Source organism: Pseudomonas sp. Pme6b (genome assembly GCF_058129925.1).
In genome coordinates this window covers 3,223,628-3,244,617 of sequence record NZ_CM176704.1, presented here as the reverse complement: position 1 = coordinate 3,244,617, position 20,990 = coordinate 3,223,628, and the positions used below count along the sequence as shown (strand labels likewise).

Here is a 20,990-nt window from a genome sequence, read left to right as displayed (position 1 = left end):
ATGGAAGCCCAGGCACCCTCAGAATGGGTAGGTCGGAGCCTGATTCTTCACGGTCACCCACTGCCACTGGCTGTACTCCTCCCAGTCTGAAGGGCTGCCTGCGCTGCAGCCGTTGCCCGACGCTCCGCGCCCGCCGAACGAGTTGATGCACTCATCGGCCACGGTCTGGTCATTGATGTGCAGCATGCCGCACCGCAGTCGATCGCCAATCGCCGTCGCGCGGCCCACATTCGGGGAAATAACGGCAGCGGCCAGGCCATATTCAGAGCGATTGGCCAGTTCAATGGCTTCCTCATCGGTGGAAAAACTGACCACTACGGCCACCGGGCCAAAAATCTCCTCCTCGAATGCACGCATACCGGGCTTCACGCCGCTGAGCACTGTAGGGCGATAGAACAGGCCCTCGTATTCACCACCGGTTTCCAGCTGCGCACCAGCTTGCAGGCTGTCGCTGACCACCTGGTGTACGTGCTGCAACTGGCGTTTGTTGATCAGCGGCCCCAACGCAGCTTCACCGCGTGCCGCATTACCGACCGTCAACGCCCGTGCCTTGCCTGCCAGCTTGCGGGTCAGGTCGGCGACAATCGATTCGTGAACCAGAATCAGGCCGGTGGCCATGCAGATCTGCCCCTGATGGAGCCAGGCTCCAAACGCTGCATTGCTGGCAGCCAGATCAAGGTCGGCGTCTTCGAGAATGATCAGGGGGTTCTTGCCTCCCAATTCCAGCGACACTTTCTTCAGATTGCGCCCGGCAGCCTCGGCAACCTTGCGTCCGGCCGCAGTTGATCCGGTAAACGTGATCATCTGTACATTGGTGTCGCGGCACAGCGCTTCGCCCGCATCCGCCGCCCCCGGCAACACATGCAACAGCCCTTTGGGCAGCCCTGCTTCCTCGAACAGCCTGGCAATCAGAAAACCGCCACTGATCGGCGTCTGCGGGTCAGGCTTGAGCACCACGGCATTGCCAGCGGCAAGCGCAGGAGCAACCGAGCGCATGGACAGCACCAACGGAAAGTTGAACGGCGAAATCACCCCCACCACACCGTGTGCGACGCGCCGTGCATAAGACAGGCGACCGGCAGCGCTGGGCAGCATCAGACCGTGACCATGAGCCTGCGAAAGCATACCCGCGGCCTGGCGCAGCAACACAATGGCCTCATTCACTTCGTGCTGGCCCTTGTGCAGACTGCCGCCGCTCTCCCGAGCCACGTACAAAGCCAGTTCATCGAACGCACAGACCGCGTGATCGGCGGCCAGCAAAAATATTTCAGCCTTTTCACGAGGCCCCAGCGCCGCCCAGGCAGGCTGGGCAAGCGCAGCTTCCCGGCAGGCAACGGCGATATCCGCCGCGTCAGCCATGGCAGTGTTCATCAACAGCTCGCCGGTCGCAGGCTCGATGACGGGCAATAACGGGGATGAGGAAGGAATCCAGTCGCCATTGAATACACATTCGGCTTCAATCGCGCGGTGCAACAGGGGGGTGCCATCAGACGCTGACATATTCAGACTCCGGCTTTTATGGTTGTAATCGCCTGCTCCACTCCAATGGACAGCACGCGCCGTAAACAGGCCTGAGCAAAGCCTGTGCCGGGATTGCAATCAGGTTGTCATATAGCCGCTCAACCGCTCTGGAACAAGACTTTTCGGCAACCTCATTAACGGAGCAAACATCAAGGACCGGAAATACTGCGCGGCCGAGCTTGTTCATTTGATAAAGTTATGTTTATTAACCAAGTCATGAATTGATCATTTAGACCAATGCCGGGCCGAGGTACAAGAATGAGAATTCCTCACTGCGAGCTTCCCGACCACAGCGTCTCCACTGAGCACTTCCTGCCTCGGGGCGACAGTAGTCAGCCAGACGCCAGTGGCTCACCGACCGCCGAGGAATTGACCGGTTGCCTGTTCTTCTCGCCTGACGATGGGCGCATCTGGCTCAACGATCAGCGCATGTTGCTGCTGCACACCTCATCGTTCGGCACCTTGCGCCGCGAGATCATCGAGCGTCTGGGGCAGGAGCAGGCACGCGGAATGTTCACCCGTGCCGGTTATCTGTCTGGCGCGCGCGACGCCCGGCTGATTCGCGAACGCTGGCCACTGGCTGATGCAACATCGGCGTTTCGTGCCGGTACGCACTTGCACACGCTGGAAGGCATGACCAAGGTCGAGCCGTTGCACTTCAAGTTCGACGCCGAGTCCGGGTTCTACGAAGGGGAGTTTCTGTGGCACCACTCCTGCGAAGCCGACGAGCATGTTGCGGCATATGGCATCGGGCAGGATTCGGTGTGCTGGACCGAAATCGGCTACGCCATCGGTTTTGTCAGCGGCCTGTTCGGGCAGATGGTGGTCTTCCGCGAAGTGGAGTGCCGCGGCATGGGCCACGCGAACTGCCGGGTCGTTGGCAAGACCGCGGAACAATGGGGCGACGTCGAGCGCGACCTGGGCTACCTGAACGTGGTCAAACCACCTGCCCCTGAACAAACTCCTTCACTGGCAAAAGCGAACCATGACGCAAGTCCGCCCACCGGCACCGAGCAGCCGCTGATTGGTGCCAGCGCCGCATTCAACGCCGCCACCCAGGCACTGCAGCGTGTGGCAATGACCCCGGCAACGGTATTGATCAGCGGTGAATCCGGCGTCGGCAAGGAAATGTTCGCCCGCCAGTTGCACCAGCTCAGCCGCAACCGCGAAGGCCCGTTCGTGGCGCTCAACTGCGCAGCCATTCCCGATAACCTGATCGAGGCCGAGCTGTTCGGTGTCGAGCGTGGGGCATACACCGGGGCGACGCACTCAAGGCCCGGGCGTTTCGAGCGCGCCAATGGCGGCACGCTGTTTCTGGATGAAATTACCTCCCTGAGCCTGGCCGGGCAAAGCAAACTGCTGCGTGCCCTGCAGGAGCGGGAGATCGAACGCGTCGGGGGCGGCCACGGCATCAAGGTCGATGTTCGGGTGGTGGCGGCGACCAACGTCGACTTGCGCAAGGCGGTGGCCGATGGCGAGTTCCGCGAGGACCTGTTCTACCGCCTGAATGTTTACCCGATCACCCTGCCCCCATTGCGCGAACGCCGCGATGACATTCCGTTGCTGATCAACGCTTTTCTCAAAAGATTCTGTCAGGAGTACGGCAGGACGCCGGCCGGCTTGACCATGCGAGCATTGAAGACGTTGCTGCGTTATGACTTCGCCGGGAATGTGCGCGAGCTGCAGAACCTGATCGAGCGTGGGCTGATTGCCAGCGACGAGGGCCAGGCGATTGATCTGGTGCATATCTTCCGCAACGAGTCGTTACCGGAGGACTCCTACTCGTTGAACCCCGAGGGCACGTTGCGGCAGACTTCTGTTTCAGAAACCTGGCAGGCATCGACTGCCAGACTGCTGGACACTTTGGGGCAGTCAGGCCAGGCATTCTCCATCGACGACCTCGAACAGCGCCTGATCCACGAAGCGCTGGACGAGAGCGAAGGCAACCTGGCGGCCGCCTCGCGTTTACTGGGCCTGAGTCGCGCCCAGCTTGCCTATCGCCTGAAAAAACAGCAGCCAGGGGGCGCCTAGATCGGCAAGGTGCTCACCACACGCAGGGCAAGCCCTTCGTAGGCATCCAGCGTGATGGTGAACTCGCCCTGATCGGTCAGATCGCCCTCGACCCGCTCGTTGATGATATCGACCACCGGACCCGGCGCGATGCCAGGCAGGTGCAGCGTTTCGACAATAGTCTCTGAGCTGAAGTTGAGCGCGGTGATCTGCGTGCCCTTGCCGGCAGGCAACTCGTGCACCATGACCAACAGCCCTGGATGCTCGACGTCGGGAATCAGAATCTGGCGGCTTGCTGCAATGTCGTAGGCGCGGCGCACAGCAAGAATTTTCTTGAGCTGCGAGGCAAACGAGTCAGGTCGCTGGAGCTGACTGACCAGGCTGCCATACAGCGTCTTCGGACGCGGCATGTCACCAGCAGAAAATTCAGCTTCCGGGTCCAGATCCACCAGATCGTAGGCACCCCGATGAATCCAGCGCGTGTCACCGTCCTGCATCAGGTGGTCGACCTGCTCTGCCGGTAACGTCAAGGCGCCGACCAGGTCCCAGCCCGACAAGGCAAACACGCCAGGCTGCATGGCGTTGTACATCACCAGCAGCAGGTGGATGTGCTGGATCTGCTGAATGTCTGCATCGCTGATCGTGCTCAGGTCGCGAATGCCCAGCGCGGCGGTGATGATGCTGGCCGTTGTGCAGGAGACACCATTGGTGACGAACTTGAGGTTATACGGCGCGTGTTCACCGGACAACTTCTCGTACATCTCTTCACGGATGTGCTCGCGCAGGATATTACCCGGGAACGTCTGCCCCTGGTAATGGAAGGTGTCATGGGCGTGCAGCGTCCAGAAATGCACCAGCTCCAGAGTCAGCTCATCGTGATTCTGCAAGGCATGGATCAGCGATGCCGGATCAATGCCGTACGCATGCACCTGGCGCAGCATCAAGCGCAGGAACTCGGTGGTGCCGGTCAACAGTGCATGCTGATAGGCCGGTCGCGTGATGAAGTCGTAGGACAGGTCAGCGCCGCCCTGCCCCATGGACGCGATGTCATCGATGGTCAGGTTGAGTTCCTGGAAGCTGAAACCGCCTGCCTTGCGGATCGCACCGGCCAGTAGCTGGTTGCCGGTGATCGACAGCGGATGGCTTTCCGACCAGGCAGTGCCTTCGGCGCGACGCTCCACGCCAAGGAAGCCGTTGGCGTCCAGACGCAGTACCCGCGCGCCCATCACATCAATGGCATGCAGCGCGTCACCGATGATCATCTGCTGCGCGGCAAAACTTGGGTCCAGCCAGTTCAATGAAGGCTGACCGTCCTTGAAATAATGCAGATAGACCCAGCGGCGAGCCTTGCCATCGACGCCATGCACCACGTCGGTGGCGCTCCAGTCGGTTTCCTTGACGCCAGGCTCGAAGAAAATCACCCGTTGCAACTGACCGACGATGTAATGCTTGTCGCGTAACTGATCGACCACATCGGGCATCAGGTTGACGGCGTCGCGACCGGTCGGCACTTCAGGTAACAGCGGCCAGTCTTCCTCACGGATCTCGACCATGTGGAACAGGCCTGGGTAATCCTCGTACGCCAGCTCGGCAAGACGGAAATCTGCGCCCTTGCCGGTGTGCGACGGGATGATGTCATCGATGATCACCGCGTTGTGCGCTGCAGCGATGCGCGACAGGCTCAACAGTTGTGCTTCGGTGCCCAGATCAGGGTCGATGCCGAAACTGATGCGGTCGAAGTTGCCATCGATACTCGGAGTCCGCTCGCGGCCTTTCAGCCCGCCGGACAGCTTCAGCGGGCCGTTGTGAATGCCCTGAATGCCGATCTCCGACAGCGCGTGCCACAGGGTTTCATCACCCAGCGCTTCCAGCACCGACCCACCTTCGCGAGTGACGATAGAAGCCGGATAGGCGGTGAACCAGACTGACGCAATGGCGGATGCATCTCTGGGACGTGCAAGGGCGAAAGGACGCTGCCAGAGCCTGCCCTGCCCCGAATAGGTCTTGGCGCGCTGTCTTGCGGCATTAAGCATCGATTGCTCGACCAGCCAGTCCACGTACTGCTTGTCCGGTATCGTCATAGCGTCCAGTCTTCCTCTCGAATCGGCGACCTGAGACGCTCCGCAGGCGGAGCGCCCTGAATGTATTGCTTACGGATATGAGCCCAAAGGGCCCGATTCGTTGCATTCATGTCGCGGTCTGACGCTCGCCGACCGTGCTATGACGAAGTTTTGCGGCATCAATAAGGTTGAGGGATGGCAACAGGAGGCTTTTTCAGTGCCTGAATCACCGCATTGGCGGCATTGGAAAGCAGCGAGGCCGGCCGCGCCACCACACTGATGTGCCGCATCACGGTCAGCGGCAGCGGAATCGACTCCAGCTCACGGAAGCGCCCGTTCAACAACGCCCTGGGCAGAATCGAAATGCAATGGCGCTTGGCGACCAGATCCAGAAGTGTGTCCAGACAGGTCAGTTCGCCGCGTTGACTGAGCCGCACCTGCGCCGATGCCAGCTGCTGGTGCAAACGCTCGACCCCGGGATGCCGCCAGGCCACGTAACGTGACACCTGCGAAAGCTCGGCGAAGCTTTGCGGCGTTGCCTGTTTGCTGCGCGCCGCCACCAGCACGTAATGGTCCGACCAGCAATGATGCTCGAGATAATGCTCATTCAGGACAGTACCGGGCAGGATGAGGATGTCGGCTACTTCCTTTATCAACGCGTCCAGCGATGGGTTTTGTTCGGAGCGGTGCAGCACGTTCAAGTGAATATCGGGGTAGTGATGGGCGAGAAAGTCCAGCGAGGCGCTCAGGCTGGTCTCGAGGATATGCGAGTGGTAATGAATGGTTACGCTGCCGCTGACCCCATTTTTTTTAGTTGTTCGAGTGTGGCCATGATGTTTCCGAGGGTCTGGTTGATGACCTTGCCTTCAGGGGTGAGGGTGCAGCCCGTACGGCTGCGAATGAACAGGCGTTTTTCAAAGAAGTCTTCGACTTCCTTGATGGCATAGCTGATGTTCGACTGGCTGCAGCCCAGAATGGCTGCGGCCTCCGAGAACGAACCGTGCTGGGCAACGGTTTGAACGACTTTGAAGAAATGGGTTTTCATGTGTCCTGCACTCTGGTTTTGCAAAGGTGGGTGCGGCCCTGCCGCTGAGCCGAAGGCTCGGGAATACAGGAAACCCCCGCTGAAACACCGAACTGGCCGGGATATCGGCCGTTCGAATAAATGTCTCAAGCGGGGGTAAAGCGAACGCTGGCTATCAGGTTGAAGGCGTGGCTATGCACATTTCGGGTGCACGGCGTCTTCAGGGGTATCCGCAGCGGAACTGAGTGGCTCAGTCGTTCTCGGTCCAGTCGAAATCCATTTGCAGCGCCGTGCGTTCGGCCAATTCACGACTGTGCAGGCGCTCTACCAGGTGAAGACTCATGTCGATACCGGCGGAGATACCTGCCGATGTCACAAATGAGCCCTCGTCGACCCAGCGCAGGGTGCTGAGCACGTCTACCGAAGGGAACATTTCCTTGAGGTCGTCAATGTCTTCCCAGTGCGTGGTTACTTGCTTGCCTGCCAGCTTGCCGGTCCTGGCCAACAGAAAAGCACCGGTGCACACGGCAGCCACAACGCGCCCGGGTTCTGACTGATCGCTGATCCAGTGAATCACGTCGGGTTTTTCCAGTTCGGCAGTCACGACCCCGCCCGGGACGATCAGGCAGTCGATGGCCGGATGGTCGTTGATCGAAAAGTCCGGATCGACCTTGAGCCCGGCGCGGGCACGCACTGGTGCAGTGCTGCGCCCGATGGTGAACACATTGAACAACTGCCGGTCATCGCGGCTGTTGCGAGCATGCATGCGTGTTGCGGTGGTGAACACTTCGTAGGGGCCAGCGAAGTCGAGAACCTCGACGTCGTCATAAACGTAGATACCGATATTGAGTGGCACGAGTTGGCTCCAGGGCCTGCATGGCAGACCACTTGCATCATATTAAGGTTTAAGCAGTTTCAAGCGGTGACAGGGTGCAGATTACCCAGTAGCATCACGCCAAACTACTGGCTGAAATGCCAATATCCGGTAACATCGCGCCATGAAAAATCATCTCGTTGTCGCACTCATCTACAACCAGTTGTGCACCTTCGAATTTGGCTGCACGGTCGAAGTATTTGCGCTGAAAAGACCTGAACTGGGGGTCAACTGGTACGAATTCGCGACCTTCCCGGTCGACGATGGGCCGATCACCGCCGCCGGGGGCATTACCATCGTGCCAACGCCTGGCGAAGTGCTGCTGGAGAATGCCGATACAATCATCGTGCCAGGCTGGCGCGGAGTGGAGTCCGCAGTTCCGCAGCGGCTCATCGAACAGCTCCAGGCTGCTCATGCACGCGGCGCGCGGATCTGCTCGATCTGTACAGGCGCTTTCGTTCTGGCCGCGGCCGGTTTGCTCGACGGGCACAAAGTCACCACCCACTGGCGCTACACCGACCTGCTGGCAACCATGTATCCGGGCCTGACCATTCAACCCAACGAACTGTATGTGGACCAAGGCACTATCGTGACAGCTGCGGGCTCGGCCGCAGGGCTGGACATGATGCTGCACCTGGTGCGCAACGATCACGGCTCGCGCGTTGCCAACATGGTGGCGCAGCGCATGGTCATCCCGCCTCATCGCGAAGGCGGGCAATCGCAATATGCGTCCCGGCAACTGGTGTCGGCCAGCGACGGGCCGATTTCCAACCTGATGGACTGGATCCGCAGCGATCTGCAGCGCCCTCACACCATCAAGGAAATGGCCTCAAGGGCGGCGCTCAGTACCCGCACCTTGCACCGCAGCTTTATGGAAAGTACCGGCCTTACGCCTTACGACTGGCTGCTCGGCGAGCGCATTGCCTACGCCAAGGAATTGCTGGAATCCTCGAAGCTGCGTCTCAACGAAGTGGTGGACCGCGCCGGTTTCGGCTCCGAAGAGTCTTTTCGCCGACACTTCCGCAATCTGGTGGGCATCAGCCCGAGCAGCTATCGCAAGCAGTTTGCCCGGGCGTGACCTCGGGCCTGGCGTAGACCGCATCGACAAGCGTATCGGCAAACTCACCCCACGCGCCCGCAACAGCCGTGTTGGTCAGGACGACCATGCTGAGCGCAGAAACCGGATCAACCCAGTAATGACTGCCATACAAGCCGCACCACGACCAGGTCCCGACACCCTGTTGCTGCCCCCGCACCGCAGCGGGATCGGCAAGGATCATCGGCCCCAGGCCGAACTTCCAGCCAGGCCCCCGACTGGCAATGGTTATGCTTCCAATCGCGTTATTCAGCAAGCGCTCGGTACTGACGGCGCTCAATAACGGCGCGCCCCCCAGACGCAGGCACTCAAGCAGCCGAAGATAGTCATCAGCCGTGCCCAGCATGCCTGCCCCGCCAGATTCATATGCGCCAGCGTCGCGAGCCCGAGCCGACGACAACCGCGCCTGTCCGCTGTCGAGCAACAACACATCATTGGCACCGATACGCTGCGGGCCGTTGACACTGTCCTTGTAGGCGCTGGCCAGCGTTAGTTGCTGGTCGTGCCTGAAGGAAGTCGCATCCATGCGTAAAGGCAGGGTGACCCACTTGGCAACAGCCTCTGACAACGGCATGCCGGTGGCCTGTTCAATCACTGCGCCCAGCACATCAGTGCCCAACGAGTAACCCCAGGCGCTACCCGGCTCAAACAACAGTGGCAGGCGCGCCAACCGGGTCAGGTTTTCCGGTAGATCGAACGGCACCCAATCCAGCCCGTCCGACACCCCTGCCCGCTCATAGGCATTACCGGGCGTTTGTTCGAAGCCGTAGCTCAAGCCGCAAGTGTGCGACAGCAAATGCTGCAGTGTGATGACAGGCTCACGGCCGCTGACCAGCCGTGGGCGAAAGGCTGGCAGCCAGTCCGTTACCGAGGCTTGCAGGTTCAAGGTGCCCAGTTCGCAGAGCCGCAACACCAGCACCGAGGTCAACAGCTTGGTCAGTGACGCCAGACGAAAGCGCGTACTGCGAGTGACCGGAATCTGTTGCTCGCGATCTGCCCAGCCGAGTGCGCTGGCGTAAACCAGGCGTCCCTGCCGGGCCAGCAACAGCACCCCGCCAACGATCCGACGCTGGTCGATGAAGCGTTGCCAGACCTTATCGACACGCTGCACGGCGGGCTCATTCAAGGCAATCATCGCTCACAGGCCCTTCACTGCACGGCTGAAGATCTGCGCATACGCCTCGGCCGAATGACGAATCGGATTGGTGTGCGAGCAGCCGTCGGCAAATGCCATGCGTCCGACCCGCTCGGCGTCGCGATCGTCGATACCTATTTCGCCCAGCGTATGCGCAATGCCGATCTGCTCGCGTAGCGCCAGTAACCAGTCCATTACCCCGGTAAAACCGGGCGTGGGCAACCGCAGGTAAACCGCCAGATCATCCATTTGCTTCAGCAGCACCGAGCGATTGGCCTCCAGCACGTAGGGCAGCAGAATCGCGTTCAGTAAGCCATGATGCTGGTCGTAGAGCGCCCCAAGGCTCTGAGCAATCGCGTGTACGCCGCCCAGACCGCGCTGAAACGCGGCGGCACCCAGGCTGGAGGCCACCAGCATCTGCTGCCGCGCCTCCAGGTCCTGACCATCAGCAACAACCCGAGGCAAATATTCCTTGATCATCTGCATGCCCTTGACCGACACCGCTTCGGCCATCGGGTGCCAGGCCGGTGAACACCAGGATTCCATGCAGTGAGTCAAGGCGTCCGCACCCGTCGCGGCAGTCAGGTGCGTTGGCAGGTTCAGGGTCAGCGTGGCATCCAGAATCGCGATGCGCGGCATCATGCGAATGTGCAGGATGGTGCGCTTGACCTGTGCCTGTTCATCGGTAATCACCGACGCACGCCCCACTTCAGAGCCGGTGCCAGCCGTCGTCGGCAGCGTCCAGCGCCGAGCCGCCGCCAAACGCGATGACGCCGTCGTAGCCACCGGTTCTGTAGGCGTGCAGGCCCTCGGCGACGTTGGTGCCGGTGGGGTTACCCTTGACTCGGTCAAACAGGCCGCAATGGCCTAATTGGCTGCGGCAATCCTCCACGGCGCTGGCGATCATATCGGTGCTGCCGAGAAAGCTGTCGGTAATCAGTAACGGCCGTTTTATGCCGGTCTTCCGGCAGGCGTCGACCAGTTCATTGACGCGTCCAGCGCCTGCACGGATTGAAGTCGGGTAGTGCCAGTCGTTGCTGTGCATGTACGTAGTCCCTTGCAGGTTATTTCAGTAAAAGAAGTTGGCGGGCAGCAAACCGATCAGCAGGCGCAGACCGAAGGCGATCATGAAAAGACCGGTGACGATATCGATGGCCTTTTTCATCCGTTGATAGCGCACCTGCACGGCAGGGATCGAAAACAACGTGGCCAGCAGCACGAACCAGGAAATTGCCAGCACCGCGATGATCGATACACCCGCAGTGCGCACCCACATCGGCATGCCCGGCGTGGTCACGGTGGTGAACACGCTGGTGTAGAACGCCAACGCCTTGGGATTGGTCAGGTTAGTCAGCAGGCCAAACCGATAGGCGCGGCTCAGGCTACCGATGCCCAGCGCACCGATGTCCCTCGGTTTGGGCTGGCTGCCAGCACTGCGCAGGCTCTTGGCGCCGAGCCATGTCAGGTAAGCGCCGCCCAGCAATTGCAACGCCGGCTGCAGCCACGGCAACTGCTGAAACACAAGCCCTAACCCGGTGGCTGCCAGCAAGGCCCAGAGAATGCTGCCCGAGGCGACCCCCAGCCCGGCACAAATGCCCTGCTGCCGTGACTGGCTGAACGAGAGCTGGGTGATTACCAGGAAGTTCGGGCCGGGACTGATGATCAGCACGATGAACGCCCCCGCCAGCGCGGTCAGTAAAGTGACTTCATACATATCAGTAATTCCTTTTTAATTAATAAGTTAAACAGCTTTATTAAACTTGAATGTGATGCTACTTGAAGTGTGCTTTCCCAGCGTCTCCAGGCATGACTCGACCGCCCTGCGCGCTTCGATCAGTGCATGGCAGGTCGGGTCAGGCGTGGGCACGTAGTGGTTGTAAAAGGTGCAGCCTTCTACGGCCGGCCCCAGAACCCAGAGCCGCTGCTGCACAGAACCATCGCGGCCAATGGCACGAGCAGACTCATCGGTTTCAATACCGTCGGCAGGCCAGGCGTGCGCAGCGCGAATCAGCCCTTGCTCGTACAAATCACTGATCAGCCCCGGGCCATTGCCCGACAGACCGCCGTGGGCGACCCGCGCGCCAATCATGCTGTCGGGGCGAAAATCGGCCCTTTGCACATCGTCCATCGGCGGCAGGATCGTCACGACGCCAGCCTCGATCAGCGCCAGCAGATCTTCCTGGCGCTCCTTTTGCGGCCCGCCGACCAGCCGGTTGCTCAACCCGGCCCATGTGCCATAAAACTCCAGGGTCGACGATTCAGTCAGGCCGTTGCGATCTGCGATCAGGCGCAACAGGTCGCGATAATCTCGCCAGACCTCCAGTGCCTGGCAGATCGGACTGCCTGCCGTGCCCAGGCGACTCAGCGCCAGGTCCCGTTTGATCCAGTCGACGAACCATTGGCCATACGCGCCTTGCGCACCCGACCAGCGTTGGGTCAACAGCCATTGCTCAGGGTCAAATTCACCCCACAGCTCGGCCAGCCGCTCAAACGCTGCCGGTGTGGCGGTTGACTCGCTCAGCAGACGCTGCACCGATGCCAACTGCGCTGGCGCATCGAGCCGGACCCTGGCCTGATAAAATACGGCGCGCATTTCATCCTTGATCAGCGGCAGCACATCGGCCCGAAAGTCGAGTTGCCCGCCCTCCTTTTGCTCGCGCAAACGGGCTATGGCGGCAGCGGTGAAGAACAGCCTCGGCAAGGGGGGCTGGCTGCAGGCATTCCATTGCGGCCGTGCATGAAACGGCAGCCCTGTGCGCGAGTACAGGAACACCTTGGGCTCGCGGCCGGACGGCAGATATCGCCAACCTGCAAAGCCTCCATCCCGCACGTAGCGCCCGCCGCGCCCTTGAGTCAGGCGGGCCAGTGTGTCCATCGCGGTCAGTCCCAGTCCCTCGATGGCCACCGTATCGCCGACCTCCAGTTGCACGCCGGTTTTAAAGGCATGCCCGCTGGTGAGGAACACGGCATCGACATCCATCTCCTGACTTCGGGTGTGCAACCTGAAGCCGGGGGCTTCCAATAGCGGCCCACAGGTCATGACCTGCTCGGCGTGATAGCGCACCTGCACATGCGCCGGGCAGCACTGCAGGAGCAGGCGATAGCTGTCCTGCAAGTAGCGCCCGAGCAATGCACGCGGCAAAAAGTCGCCAAACGCCACCGCTCTGCCCTGCCCGTCCGTGCTGACATGGCCGCGCTCGTCAAGGCGCACATCCTGGCTGAGGCACCATTGCAGAAAGGTCGGACCCGGCGGCGCACACGCCGGGAATGCGGAAGAAAACGCGGATAACTGGCCGGCCATGGTGTTGAGCATCAGGTAATCCGCCTGCTGCGCATGGTGCAGCCCGCTGCCGGGCGGTTGCGGGTCGAACACTTCGATATTCAGCGACGGCCGACCGGCATGGCGACTCAGGCCGATCAGCTGCTCCAGAACGCTCAAACCACGCGAGCCCAGGCCGATAATCGCGACGGTATGTGTCTGCATGGCCATCACCAGCGCTTCGACTCAAAGAAGAACGTCGGCACCGGCAACGCACTGCCTTCGGCTACTGCCTGGCGATACACGCGCTGGCCTACGGCAAGGTCCAGTACGCCGAGACCGAATGGCGAGAAGATCGAGGCTCGATCCGGGCTCAGTTCCACCTGCCCGGTCATCAGTTGCGCCAGCGTCCCGGTGATGAACGATCGGTCCTGATACTGCTGCACGGCGAGATCAGGAGAAGTCTGAGCCTTGAGGCAGTGCTCAACGTCATCAAGAATGTTATTGGCCTGCGCAATGACGTCCGGGCCCAGGTCACGCAACGAAATGTTCAGCAGCAGTTGCCCTGGCCGAAGCAGTGGTTCCAGCACATAAGGGCGCGGCGCGGTGGTAGCGAACACCACCACATCAGCCTGCAAGGCGGTCGGCAAGTCGCTGGGCTGGCTGTTCAACTGATGTCGACTGGCGGCATGCCGGACCAACGCCAATGCCGAGTCGTCGTGTTGATCGAAGACGGTTATTGCGTCCATCGTCCAGCCATCGCTGACGAACATGTCGAGGATGGTTCGGGCGATGAAACCGGCACCGATGAACGCCATTCGTCCGACGTGGCGCTGATGGCGGTTCATCCAGCGCGCACCGAGCACCGCCGAGGCCGCCGTGCGCATGGCGCTGATGCGTGAGGCTTCCAGACAGGCAAACGCATAGCCGGTGAGCGGGTCATTGAGGATCAGCACAGCCGAGGCGCGTTGCAGGCCCATTTCGATATTGCCCGGAAAACTGGATATCCATTTGATGCCACTGACTGCCTGCTCGCCGGACAGGCTGGCGGGCAAGGCAATGATCCGATTGGCCGGTGCCTCGGGAAAACGCAGAAAGTAACTGTCGGGGTTGATCGTGCGCCCGGCCTCGTGGGCCAGATAAGCTGCCTGCACATCCTCGATGCAAGCCAGCGGATCAGCCGCCAGCAGGCGCGCGACCACTTCGCCATCGACCACATGAAACGCCGCCTGCTTCAGGCGCTCGGCAGCCAGCCAGAAGGTTGAACACTGCTCCTGCGCAAGCGCACCTGCACCCGAAGGCGCTGTCGCCGACCCACCGCTTTCGCGAGCAAGCTCGCTCCCACAAGGGCTTGCGCACGTGCATACAACAGATTCACACACATCCTGTGGGAGCGAGCTTGCTCGCGAAGGCGTTTTCACGCTTCCCGGAAATGTTGCAGCCTCTGGTGAGGAAAGATCCGCCAGGGTCATGTTCAGCACTTCACGGCCAAAACGCTGCTCGACCCACTGGTCATCGTAGAGGGTGTCCAGATAGCGCTCGCCCCAGTCTGGCGACAATGCCACGACCACCGAACCCGGCTCGATGCGCTCGCGCCAGGCATGTACCGCGGCGATCACCGTCGCGGTGGACCCGCCAACCAGCAAGCCCTTGCTGCGCGCCAGAATGCGACACATGGCGACGGTACGGGATTCCGGAACCATCTCCAGCGCGTAAATACCATCAGCCTTGAAGATCGGCGGATGCTGGCTGGTACCCAGCCCCGGTATGAAGCGACGGCTGGCCGGAGTGCCAAAGGTCACCGAACCGACGCTGTCGACGGCAATGATTCTGGTGCTCGGGTGATGCCGCTGAAAATGCTGGACACAACCCATCAGCGTGCCGGTGGTCCCGGCACCGACGAACAGATAGTCGACATGACCGAAGTGCTGGCTGATCGAGCGTGCCGTAGTCCGGGCGTGAGCACGCGGGTTGGCCGCATTCTCGTATTGATTGAGCCAGACGTATCGCGGGTCGCTGGCGAGCTTTTCCCGGATCAGCGCAATGCGTGTTCCCAGAAACCCGCCGTTGGCGTCCGGGGCCTGAACCTGAATCACCTCGGCGCCATAGCTGCGCATCATGCGGACGTTATGGCTGGAGCTGTTGGGGTCAACCACGCAGGTAAAGGGTATCGCCCGCTCAGCGCAGATCATCGCCAGCGCCACGCCAAGGTTGCCCGACGAAGATTCGACCAGAATCGTGTCAGGGCCCAGCAAACCCCGAGTCTGAAGGTCATTGATCAGCCCTACGGCGGTTTTGAGCTTGATCGAGCCAGCCGGGTTGAGTGATTCCATTTTCAGGAAAAAGTCTGCGCCCAGGCCAGACACCTTGAGGAAGGTCTGATCGTGAACGATGTCGCAAATAGAGTCGTACATAAGGGTCACTTCCACTGTGCCAGCAAAGGTTCGGCTGCCGGTTCTACCGCCCGCTCAAGCGCATTGGCGATACGCTCGGCGCGTAGCGCCATCAGCGAGAACGACTGGCTGTCGCTGATTCCGTGACTGCGTTCGGAAAGACCGTTGACCCAGATATTCACGTCGCACTCGCCCTGCATAGCGACGCGGTAATCCCGATCAATCAGCAGGCCGCCATCCAGATCGGCCTTGAGCCATGGCTGCAAACCACTCAATAACGGCGGTATCAGGTACTGCTGATAACCGGTGCCGAGCACAACGGCATCGACTTCCAGCACCTGGGTGCGCTGGCTGAAGGTGTCGGTCAACTCGATCCGGTAGCCCTCGGCGCTGTGCTCGATGGCACTGATCAGGCTGTAGGCATGGGTCTGCAGACGCTTGCGTCCGGCGATGGAGTCCTCGTAGATCAGCGAAAACAGCTTCTGACTTTCATCCGGGTCGATCCCGGCGTAGTTGGTCGAACGGCTCCAGTCGAGAAAGCGCTGCCGCGCTGCGGAGCTCAGGCTATGGAAGTAATCAACGTGATCCGGGGCAAACACCCGGTTGGGGAACTGCCCCAGTTGAGTGAGCTTGAAACCGGCAGAGCGATGCACTGACTGCACTTCGATAGCAGGATCGCGGCTGACCAGTTCCAGCACCGACTCACTGGCGCTCTGCCCCGAGCCCAGCACCAGCCAGCGCTTGGGCAATTGTTCGCCAAAGGCTTGCAGGCGGGTCAGAAACTGCGACGTGTGAAACAGCGTCGGGCCAAGCAGCGCCTCGAACGCGTGTGGAATGCGCGGTGCGCTGCCGCTGGACAGCACGACATTGCGCGTCGTGAAGCAGGTTTGCGGCGTGCAGACCCGTACTTCGTGCAAACGACCGTTGCGCAGCACAGGGTCAATCCCGGTGACCGGCGTGTTGAAGCAGGTCTGGCTGTCCACTTGCCTGGAAACCCAGGCCAGATAATCCGACCATTCATGGCGACTGGCGGGACGGCCCAGCAGGCCGAAATCGAACATCCGCCCCTGTTCCTTGAGGTACATGGCGAAGGAAAAGCGGCTGCGCGGGTTGCGCGGCGTCACCAGGTCGCGAAATACGTGATGGTTGATGTCAGTCCCGGCCAGCAACAGTTCGCGGTGCCATTGGCTGTCTTGCGCAGCTTCCAGATAGCGGATGGACAGCGCGCCGAGCGGGTCATTGGCCTCCCGTGCGTCTTCAAGAGCACAGGCCAGCGCGATGCCGGCTGGACCAAAGCCGATACAGACGGCGTCCGAGTGCAACGTGTGTGGTGTCGAGTTACCCATGAAATTCCTGTCCTTAGAGTTGGCGTGAAGCGGTGTTCTTGGTTTTTCTTGCGGCTATCGGGTGACGGGGGTCAGTCCTTTGGGGCCCGGGGTCCAGACGCAGGTCATCGCGCCTCGCAGCTCGCCCCGATCAAAGCTGACTGCGCCCAGCGGTGTGTTGAAGGTGGTGTGCTGCAACGCGTTCAGCAGTTGCCCGGCGTAAAGACGGCCGTTGGCCAGTTCGGCCAGCACGTAAAGCATCAGCAGGCTTTCGCGAAAGTAGGTGTGTGGCTCGGCAGCGAAAAACGTTTGGTGCAGCGCGCTGGCATGGCAGCCGTTTCCTGGGTGGTCAGGAGTCCCGAAACCGATGACGAACGTCTTGCCACGCTGGTCCTCTGCGCAGCCCAGATACGGCGAGGCAGCGTCGTCAGTCAGCACCAGCGGGCGGTACTCCCGGCCTGTCGTCGCGCCTGCCAGTGTTCACGACTGGGCTTGAGGCGGCCGGCAAATACCTCGACATCGGCGTGCTCAGGCCCTTCGACGCGCAGCAATCCGGCGCGTACCAGCGCTTCGCAGATAGCAACGCACAAGGCCTGACCGTGAGCGCTGTCATCAGACTGGACATGCACGCGGTGCCATTGACGGCTCGCCAGCCAGTTCACCAGGTCCCCCGCCAGTTGCCGGTCCGAAGGGCAAAAGCGAAAGACGTTGGGATGCGCAAGCGTCAGGCAATCTATCGTTGCTGCCGGTGTCAGCAGCGCGATACCGGCTTGCCGATACAGCGCGGCGGCGCTGACGGCTGCGTCCGAAGAGAAATGGCCGATGACCAGATCGGCTTTCCAGTCGACCATTTGCCGCGCCACTTCGGCCCCGCGAACGGCGTTGGCTCCGTCGTCGAGAAAGTGCCATTGCACCCGCGCAAGCCCCGGTACGCAATTGCGCGCCACGGCCAGCGCCCTCATGAAGGTCCGCGCGTGCGGCGTGTCGTGGGGGTCGAACAGTGCGCTGACCCCGACCCGCAGACCCGGCACAGGTGACGCGAGCGGTGTCATGGCTGTATCCCCGCCAGACTGGCAGCGGGCATGTGTCGGCGTGGCGACAATGCCGACCAGCCGAGGCTCGGCCGGTCCTTTCCTGCCAGATGACTGCGCAGTTGCTCGAAAGCGATACCGGCAACACCAGGAGCAAACTTGAACCCCAGTCCCGACATGCCTGCGGCCAGATAAACCGGGCTGTACTCGGCGCAGAAACCCAGCAGCGGACGACCGTCGGCGCTGTAACTGTCGAAACCCGGCAGCACATCCAGCACACGTGGGTGGGTTGCCGAACCGCACAGCCGGGCAATGCGCTTGCAGGCGTCTTCGGCATGCCGCGCATCAGGCTGTGCCAGATGCTCTGGCCAGAGGCTGTTATCGCGACTGCCGCAGCCGGTCTGCACGATATGGCGGGTCAGCGGTATAGCGTAGCTCTGAGTAACCGCATCGATCACCGGCATTGACCAATCGCTGTCAGTCAGTACCCGGGCAAAGGGAATAGAACGGGCTTCCAGCCCCGCCTGCGGCACCAGATGCTGACTCCAGGCACCCGCAGCCACCACTACGGCCCGACAACGCAATGTAGCGTCCCCTATGTCGATATGTACGAGGTCCGCAGCACGACAGTCGATGGCTTTGATCTCGCGATGCTCCAGCAGCAAGCCTTGCTGACGAACCACGTGGCACAGCGCAGCGACAGCCTGACGTACATTGCCGACGCAGGCACGAGGTTCGAACAGGTTGACCCGCTCAACTGCCGGGCAGTGCGGATAGCGACCGCCATCGAGTTCATGGCCCGCCAGCAGACGCATCGGGTAGCGCTCGCTGCCGTGCTGCTCGATAGCCCGGTACAGATTATCCAGCTGGTCCATGGCGGTCCGGTAGATCACCCCGGTACGTCGCAGCGCGCTTGCGTAAGTGGTCGCGAAAATGCCGTCGTCCATCAGGCTGATGGACCACGCCGCAAGCTCCATCAGCATTGGATCGCTGTCGTACAGGCGAACCAGTCCGCCGGAATAACCGCTCGCCCCCAGACTGCCGGCTGCGCCCTTGTCGATCAGAGCGACCGACACACCTGCGCTGCACAGCTTCGCCGCGATACTGGCGCCGGTAATCCCGGCGCCGATGACCGCTATCTCGTAATCGATGAACATGTGGTGCATCCGTTCAGATGGAGTATTCAGCGGCCGAGCCGTTCATGAGCGTGGCGTTGACCCGGGCTTCGGGCAGTCCGAATGCGGTCATGATCTGCGCTGACATTTCCGGAATCAGCGCCTTGCCAGCCACTGCGATGAACGCCGCCAGATGGCTGACGGGCCGACCTTCGGCCAGACGTGCGCGAGCAATGGCGATGACGTCGAGCAGCACCTGAGCCATGCCCTTCATAGAGAACTGCGCAGGCTCTGCAGCCCTGCTCCATTGCAGGCGTAACGCTTCCAACAGCCCGGCATCGGCCCCACAGATACCGCTCCACCAGTTGTCATCTCGATGCTTTCCAGCGTCCAGCAACGCGGGAAAAAATTCGTCGAATATCTGCTCCCGCCATGCGCGGAAATGCGTCAGACGAAAATCGCCTTCGCTTTGCTCGGGTGCGATGCTTGCCAGATACAGGCGCGCACTGTCGGCACAGGCTTCACGGGCCAGATCGCCGACCCAGATCGCATGATTGCGGCTGGTCGACAGGTTCAGGCCGTCCAGTTTCAGAAACTGATTGGGCATGAAGCGCTGGCGAACTTTGATATCGCGCAGCGCCGACAGCTGCGCCGGGTAGACGATGGCGTGGCTGAACACGCAGTCAAAACCGAGAAAATGCACCAGCGTGCCCTGTCCCGACTGCCAGTACTGACGGAACAGCTCCGGACGCCCGACACTGTCGGCATATTCACGAAATGCCGCCATATAGCCCGCCAGCCCCATGAACCAGGTGTGGACCCGGCACGAGCCGTCGGCCTGCAGGTCAAGCCCGCCGTCGCCCGGACGGGTTACGCCCCAGTCATGCAAGTGCTCCAGCGTATCGCGCAACCAGTTGTCGAGCGGCTTGCGCCATTGCTGGCCCAACAGACGATCACGCAAGTGCGGCTTGAAATCAGCCAGCTTCAGAAATGCACGATGGGCCTTTTTCCATTGCGACGGCTGCCTGCACAATTTGCAGTGCAGACCGGTCATCAACTCGGCGTCAGGGGCCTGAGCGCAGTTCTCGCACTGGCTGGCATCAGACTCGGCCCCACAGTAATTGCAGTTGCCTCGGGCAAATGCCTCGTAGCCCCACACATCGCAATCGGGGCAGTACGGCTCGCTGGAATCGCGAAACTCGATCGAGCCCGCTTCACGCAACGCGTTGAACACCTCGCCAACCGCCTGGGCAAACCATGGATTGTTGTGCGGACGCATCCAGTTGTCGGGTTTGATGTTGATCGCCGCCAGCGACGCTTCGATGCGGTCGGAATTACGCCCGGCCAGCTCGACCGGATCAACGCCCTGCTCCAGTCCTTTGCGCAGCATGTAGGACTGGTAATCGTCGGAATACGACACCAGCACACAGTCGTGACCGCGCTGGCGCTGGACCCGGGTGAACACGTCAGCGGCCAGAAACGGGCCGGCGATATGACCTATGTGCAAATCGCCATTCGGGGTGGGCGGCGTGATGGTCACGATGTACTTACTCATCGAGGCACCCCGTGGTTTCGCTGTGCTGAGCCACGAAAGCATTCACGTAGTTCATGTCCCACCACACCACATAGAAGTGGAAGTCCTCGGCGGAATCATTGATGACGTAATGATTGGTGTGTTTCGGAATCGCGGCGATATCGCCCACGACGAAATCCATCTGTTTTTCGCCGACCACCAGACGGGCGCTGCCCTTGATGGCAATGAAGATTTCCTGATCGATCTGGGTATGCGCTTCGCTGCTGGTGCCCGGACGGACCACGCACCAGCCGCCAGCGAACGGCATCGGGTAGCCTTCCCAAGGCAACAGACGACTGCCATCGAGCCCGTACTCGTGTACCAATGAGTCGAAGCGGGTTTTACGGTGTATATCGAACTTTTCCATGCTCAGTCCCGTACGTTTCAAGTCCGGTAAAGCATGAAATTGTTGCCAATTGTTGGCTATCCAATTGCCGGATAGCTCGGAGGTGAGAAATCGATTTTTGGAGATGGCTGGCCACGCAAACACGTGCGGGTCATATGTTTTTTGGCAATGACGGGTATCAATAACGCTGATAATTGAATCAGGGGCGGCGGTGTTACCGTTGTCAGC

At 60.9% G+C, this 20,990-nt stretch carries 15 protein-coding genes and 2 pseudogenes; 2 read left to right on the top strand and 15 right to left on the bottom strand.

Features of this window, described 5'->3' with window-relative positions:
- Positions 1 to 18: 18 nt before the first annotated feature.
- Complete coding sequence (locus AC4ANE_RS14645) at positions 19 to 1,500, bottom strand: benzaldehyde dehydrogenase (protein ID WP_002553448.1); 1,482 nt, start codon at positions 1,498 to 1,500, stop codon at positions 19 to 21.
- Positions 1,501 to 1,779: 279 nt separating this feature from the next.
- Here AC4ANE_RS14645 and AC4ANE_RS14640 point away from each other — a divergent pair, with 279 nt between their 5' ends.
- Positions 1,780 to 3,552 (top strand): sigma-54-dependent Fis family transcriptional regulator, encoded by a 1,773-nt coding sequence (locus AC4ANE_RS14640; RefSeq protein ID WP_057442678.1) that lies wholly within the window; start codon positions 1,780 to 1,782, stop codon positions 3,550 to 3,552.
- On the opposite strand, the gene treS is transcribed toward AC4ANE_RS14640, so the two are convergent.
- The 4 genes from treS to AC4ANE_RS14620 all read right to left on the bottom strand — a co-directional run bounded on the left by treS (position 3,549) and on the right by AC4ANE_RS14620 (position 7,471).
- Positions 3,549 to 5,612, bottom strand: coding sequence for a maltose alpha-D-glucosyltransferase (gene treS, locus AC4ANE_RS14635; protein ID WP_002553446.1), 2,064 nt, complete (start codon positions 5,610 to 5,612; stop codon positions 3,549 to 3,551). The genes AC4ANE_RS14640 and treS overlap by 4 nt on opposite strands.
- A gap of 158 nt (positions 5,613 to 5,770) precedes the next feature.
- A complete protein-coding gene (locus AC4ANE_RS14630) occupies positions 5,771 to 6,340 on the bottom strand; it encodes a LysR substrate-binding domain-containing protein (protein WP_230848522.1) in 570 nt (189 codons plus the stop codon).
- Between the two features lie 35 nt (positions 6,341 to 6,375).
- Positions 6,376 to 6,636: a helix-turn-helix domain-containing protein gene (locus AC4ANE_RS14625; RefSeq protein ID WP_002553444.1), complete on the bottom strand. Its 261-nt coding sequence runs from the start codon at positions 6,634 to 6,636 to the stop codon at positions 6,376 to 6,378.
- 229 nt (positions 6,637 to 6,865) lie between these two features.
- A complete protein-coding gene (locus AC4ANE_RS14620; RefSeq protein WP_005734627.1) occupies positions 6,866 to 7,471 on the bottom strand; it encodes a DJ-1/PfpI family protein in 606 nt (201 codons plus the stop codon).
- A 142-nt stretch (positions 7,472 to 7,613) separates the two neighbouring features.
- Here AC4ANE_RS14620 and ftrA point away from each other — a divergent pair, with 142 nt between their 5' ends.
- Positions 7,614 to 8,567, top strand: coding sequence for a transcriptional regulator FtrA (gene ftrA, locus AC4ANE_RS14615; RefSeq protein ID WP_002553443.1), 954 nt, complete (start codon positions 7,614 to 7,616; stop codon positions 8,565 to 8,567).
- Here the strand turns inward: ftrA and AC4ANE_RS14610 are convergent.
- From AC4ANE_RS14610 to AC4ANE_RS14565, 10 genes and pseudogenes are all read right to left on the bottom strand, one after another.
- The gene (locus tag AC4ANE_RS14610; RefSeq protein ID WP_002553442.1) at positions 8,527 to 9,720 is read right to left on the bottom strand and encodes a serine hydrolase domain-containing protein; all 1,194 of its coding nucleotides are present in this window, start codon (positions 9,718 to 9,720) and stop codon (positions 8,527 to 8,529) included. The two genes, ftrA and AC4ANE_RS14610, sit on opposite strands and share 41 nt — an antisense overlap.
- Positions 9,721 to 9,723: 3 nt before the next feature.
- A pseudogene (locus AC4ANE_RS14605) lies at positions 9,724 to 10,765 on the bottom strand (iron-containing alcohol dehydrogenase).
- 24 nt (positions 10,766 to 10,789) lie between these two features.
- Positions 10,790 to 11,434 carry a LysE family transporter gene (locus AC4ANE_RS14600; protein ID WP_002553440.1) on the bottom strand — a complete coding sequence of 215 codons (645 nt, stop codon included), beginning with the start codon at positions 11,432 to 11,434 and terminating at the stop codon, positions 10,790 to 10,792.
- Between the two features lie 27 nt (positions 11,435 to 11,461).
- On the bottom strand, positions 11,462 to 13,210 hold the full coding sequence (locus AC4ANE_RS14595; RefSeq protein ID WP_031596890.1) for an FAD/NAD(P)-binding protein: 1,749 nt from the start codon (positions 13,208 to 13,210) through the stop codon (positions 11,462 to 11,464).
- Positions 13,210 to 15,393: a 2,3-diaminopropionate biosynthesis protein SbnB gene (gene sbnB / locus AC4ANE_RS14590; protein WP_002553438.1), complete on the bottom strand. Its 2,184-nt coding sequence runs from the start codon at positions 15,391 to 15,393 to the stop codon at positions 13,210 to 13,212. Before sbnB ends, AC4ANE_RS14595 begins: the two co-directional genes overlap by 1 nt.
- 5 nt (positions 15,394 to 15,398) lie before the next feature.
- Entirely contained in the window at positions 15,399 to 16,718 is a 1,320-nt protein-coding gene (locus AC4ANE_RS14585) for a lysine N(6)-hydroxylase/L-ornithine N(5)-oxygenase family protein (RefSeq protein ID WP_002553437.1), read from the bottom strand.
- 54 nt (positions 16,719 to 16,772) lie between these two features.
- A pseudogene (locus AC4ANE_RS14580) lies at positions 16,773 to 17,749 on the bottom strand (ABC transporter substrate-binding protein).
- Positions 17,746 to 18,885, bottom strand: a complete 1,140-nt coding sequence (locus AC4ANE_RS14575; RefSeq protein ID WP_002553435.1) for an NAD(P)/FAD-dependent oxidoreductase — start codon at positions 18,883 to 18,885, stop codon at positions 17,746 to 17,748. Before AC4ANE_RS14575 ends, AC4ANE_RS14580 begins: the two are co-directional and overlap by 4 nt.
- 13 nt (positions 18,886 to 18,898) lie before the next feature.
- A complete protein-coding gene (locus AC4ANE_RS14570) occupies positions 18,899 to 20,398 on the bottom strand; it encodes a methionine--tRNA ligase (RefSeq protein WP_002553434.1) in 1,500 nt (499 codons plus the stop codon).
- The gene (locus AC4ANE_RS14565; RefSeq protein WP_002553433.1) at positions 20,391 to 20,783 is read right to left on the bottom strand and encodes a cupin domain-containing protein; all 393 of its coding nucleotides are present in this window, start codon (positions 20,781 to 20,783) and stop codon (positions 20,391 to 20,393) included. Before AC4ANE_RS14565 ends, AC4ANE_RS14570 begins: the two co-directional genes overlap by 8 nt.
- Between the last annotated feature and the right edge of the window lie 207 nt (positions 20,784 to 20,990).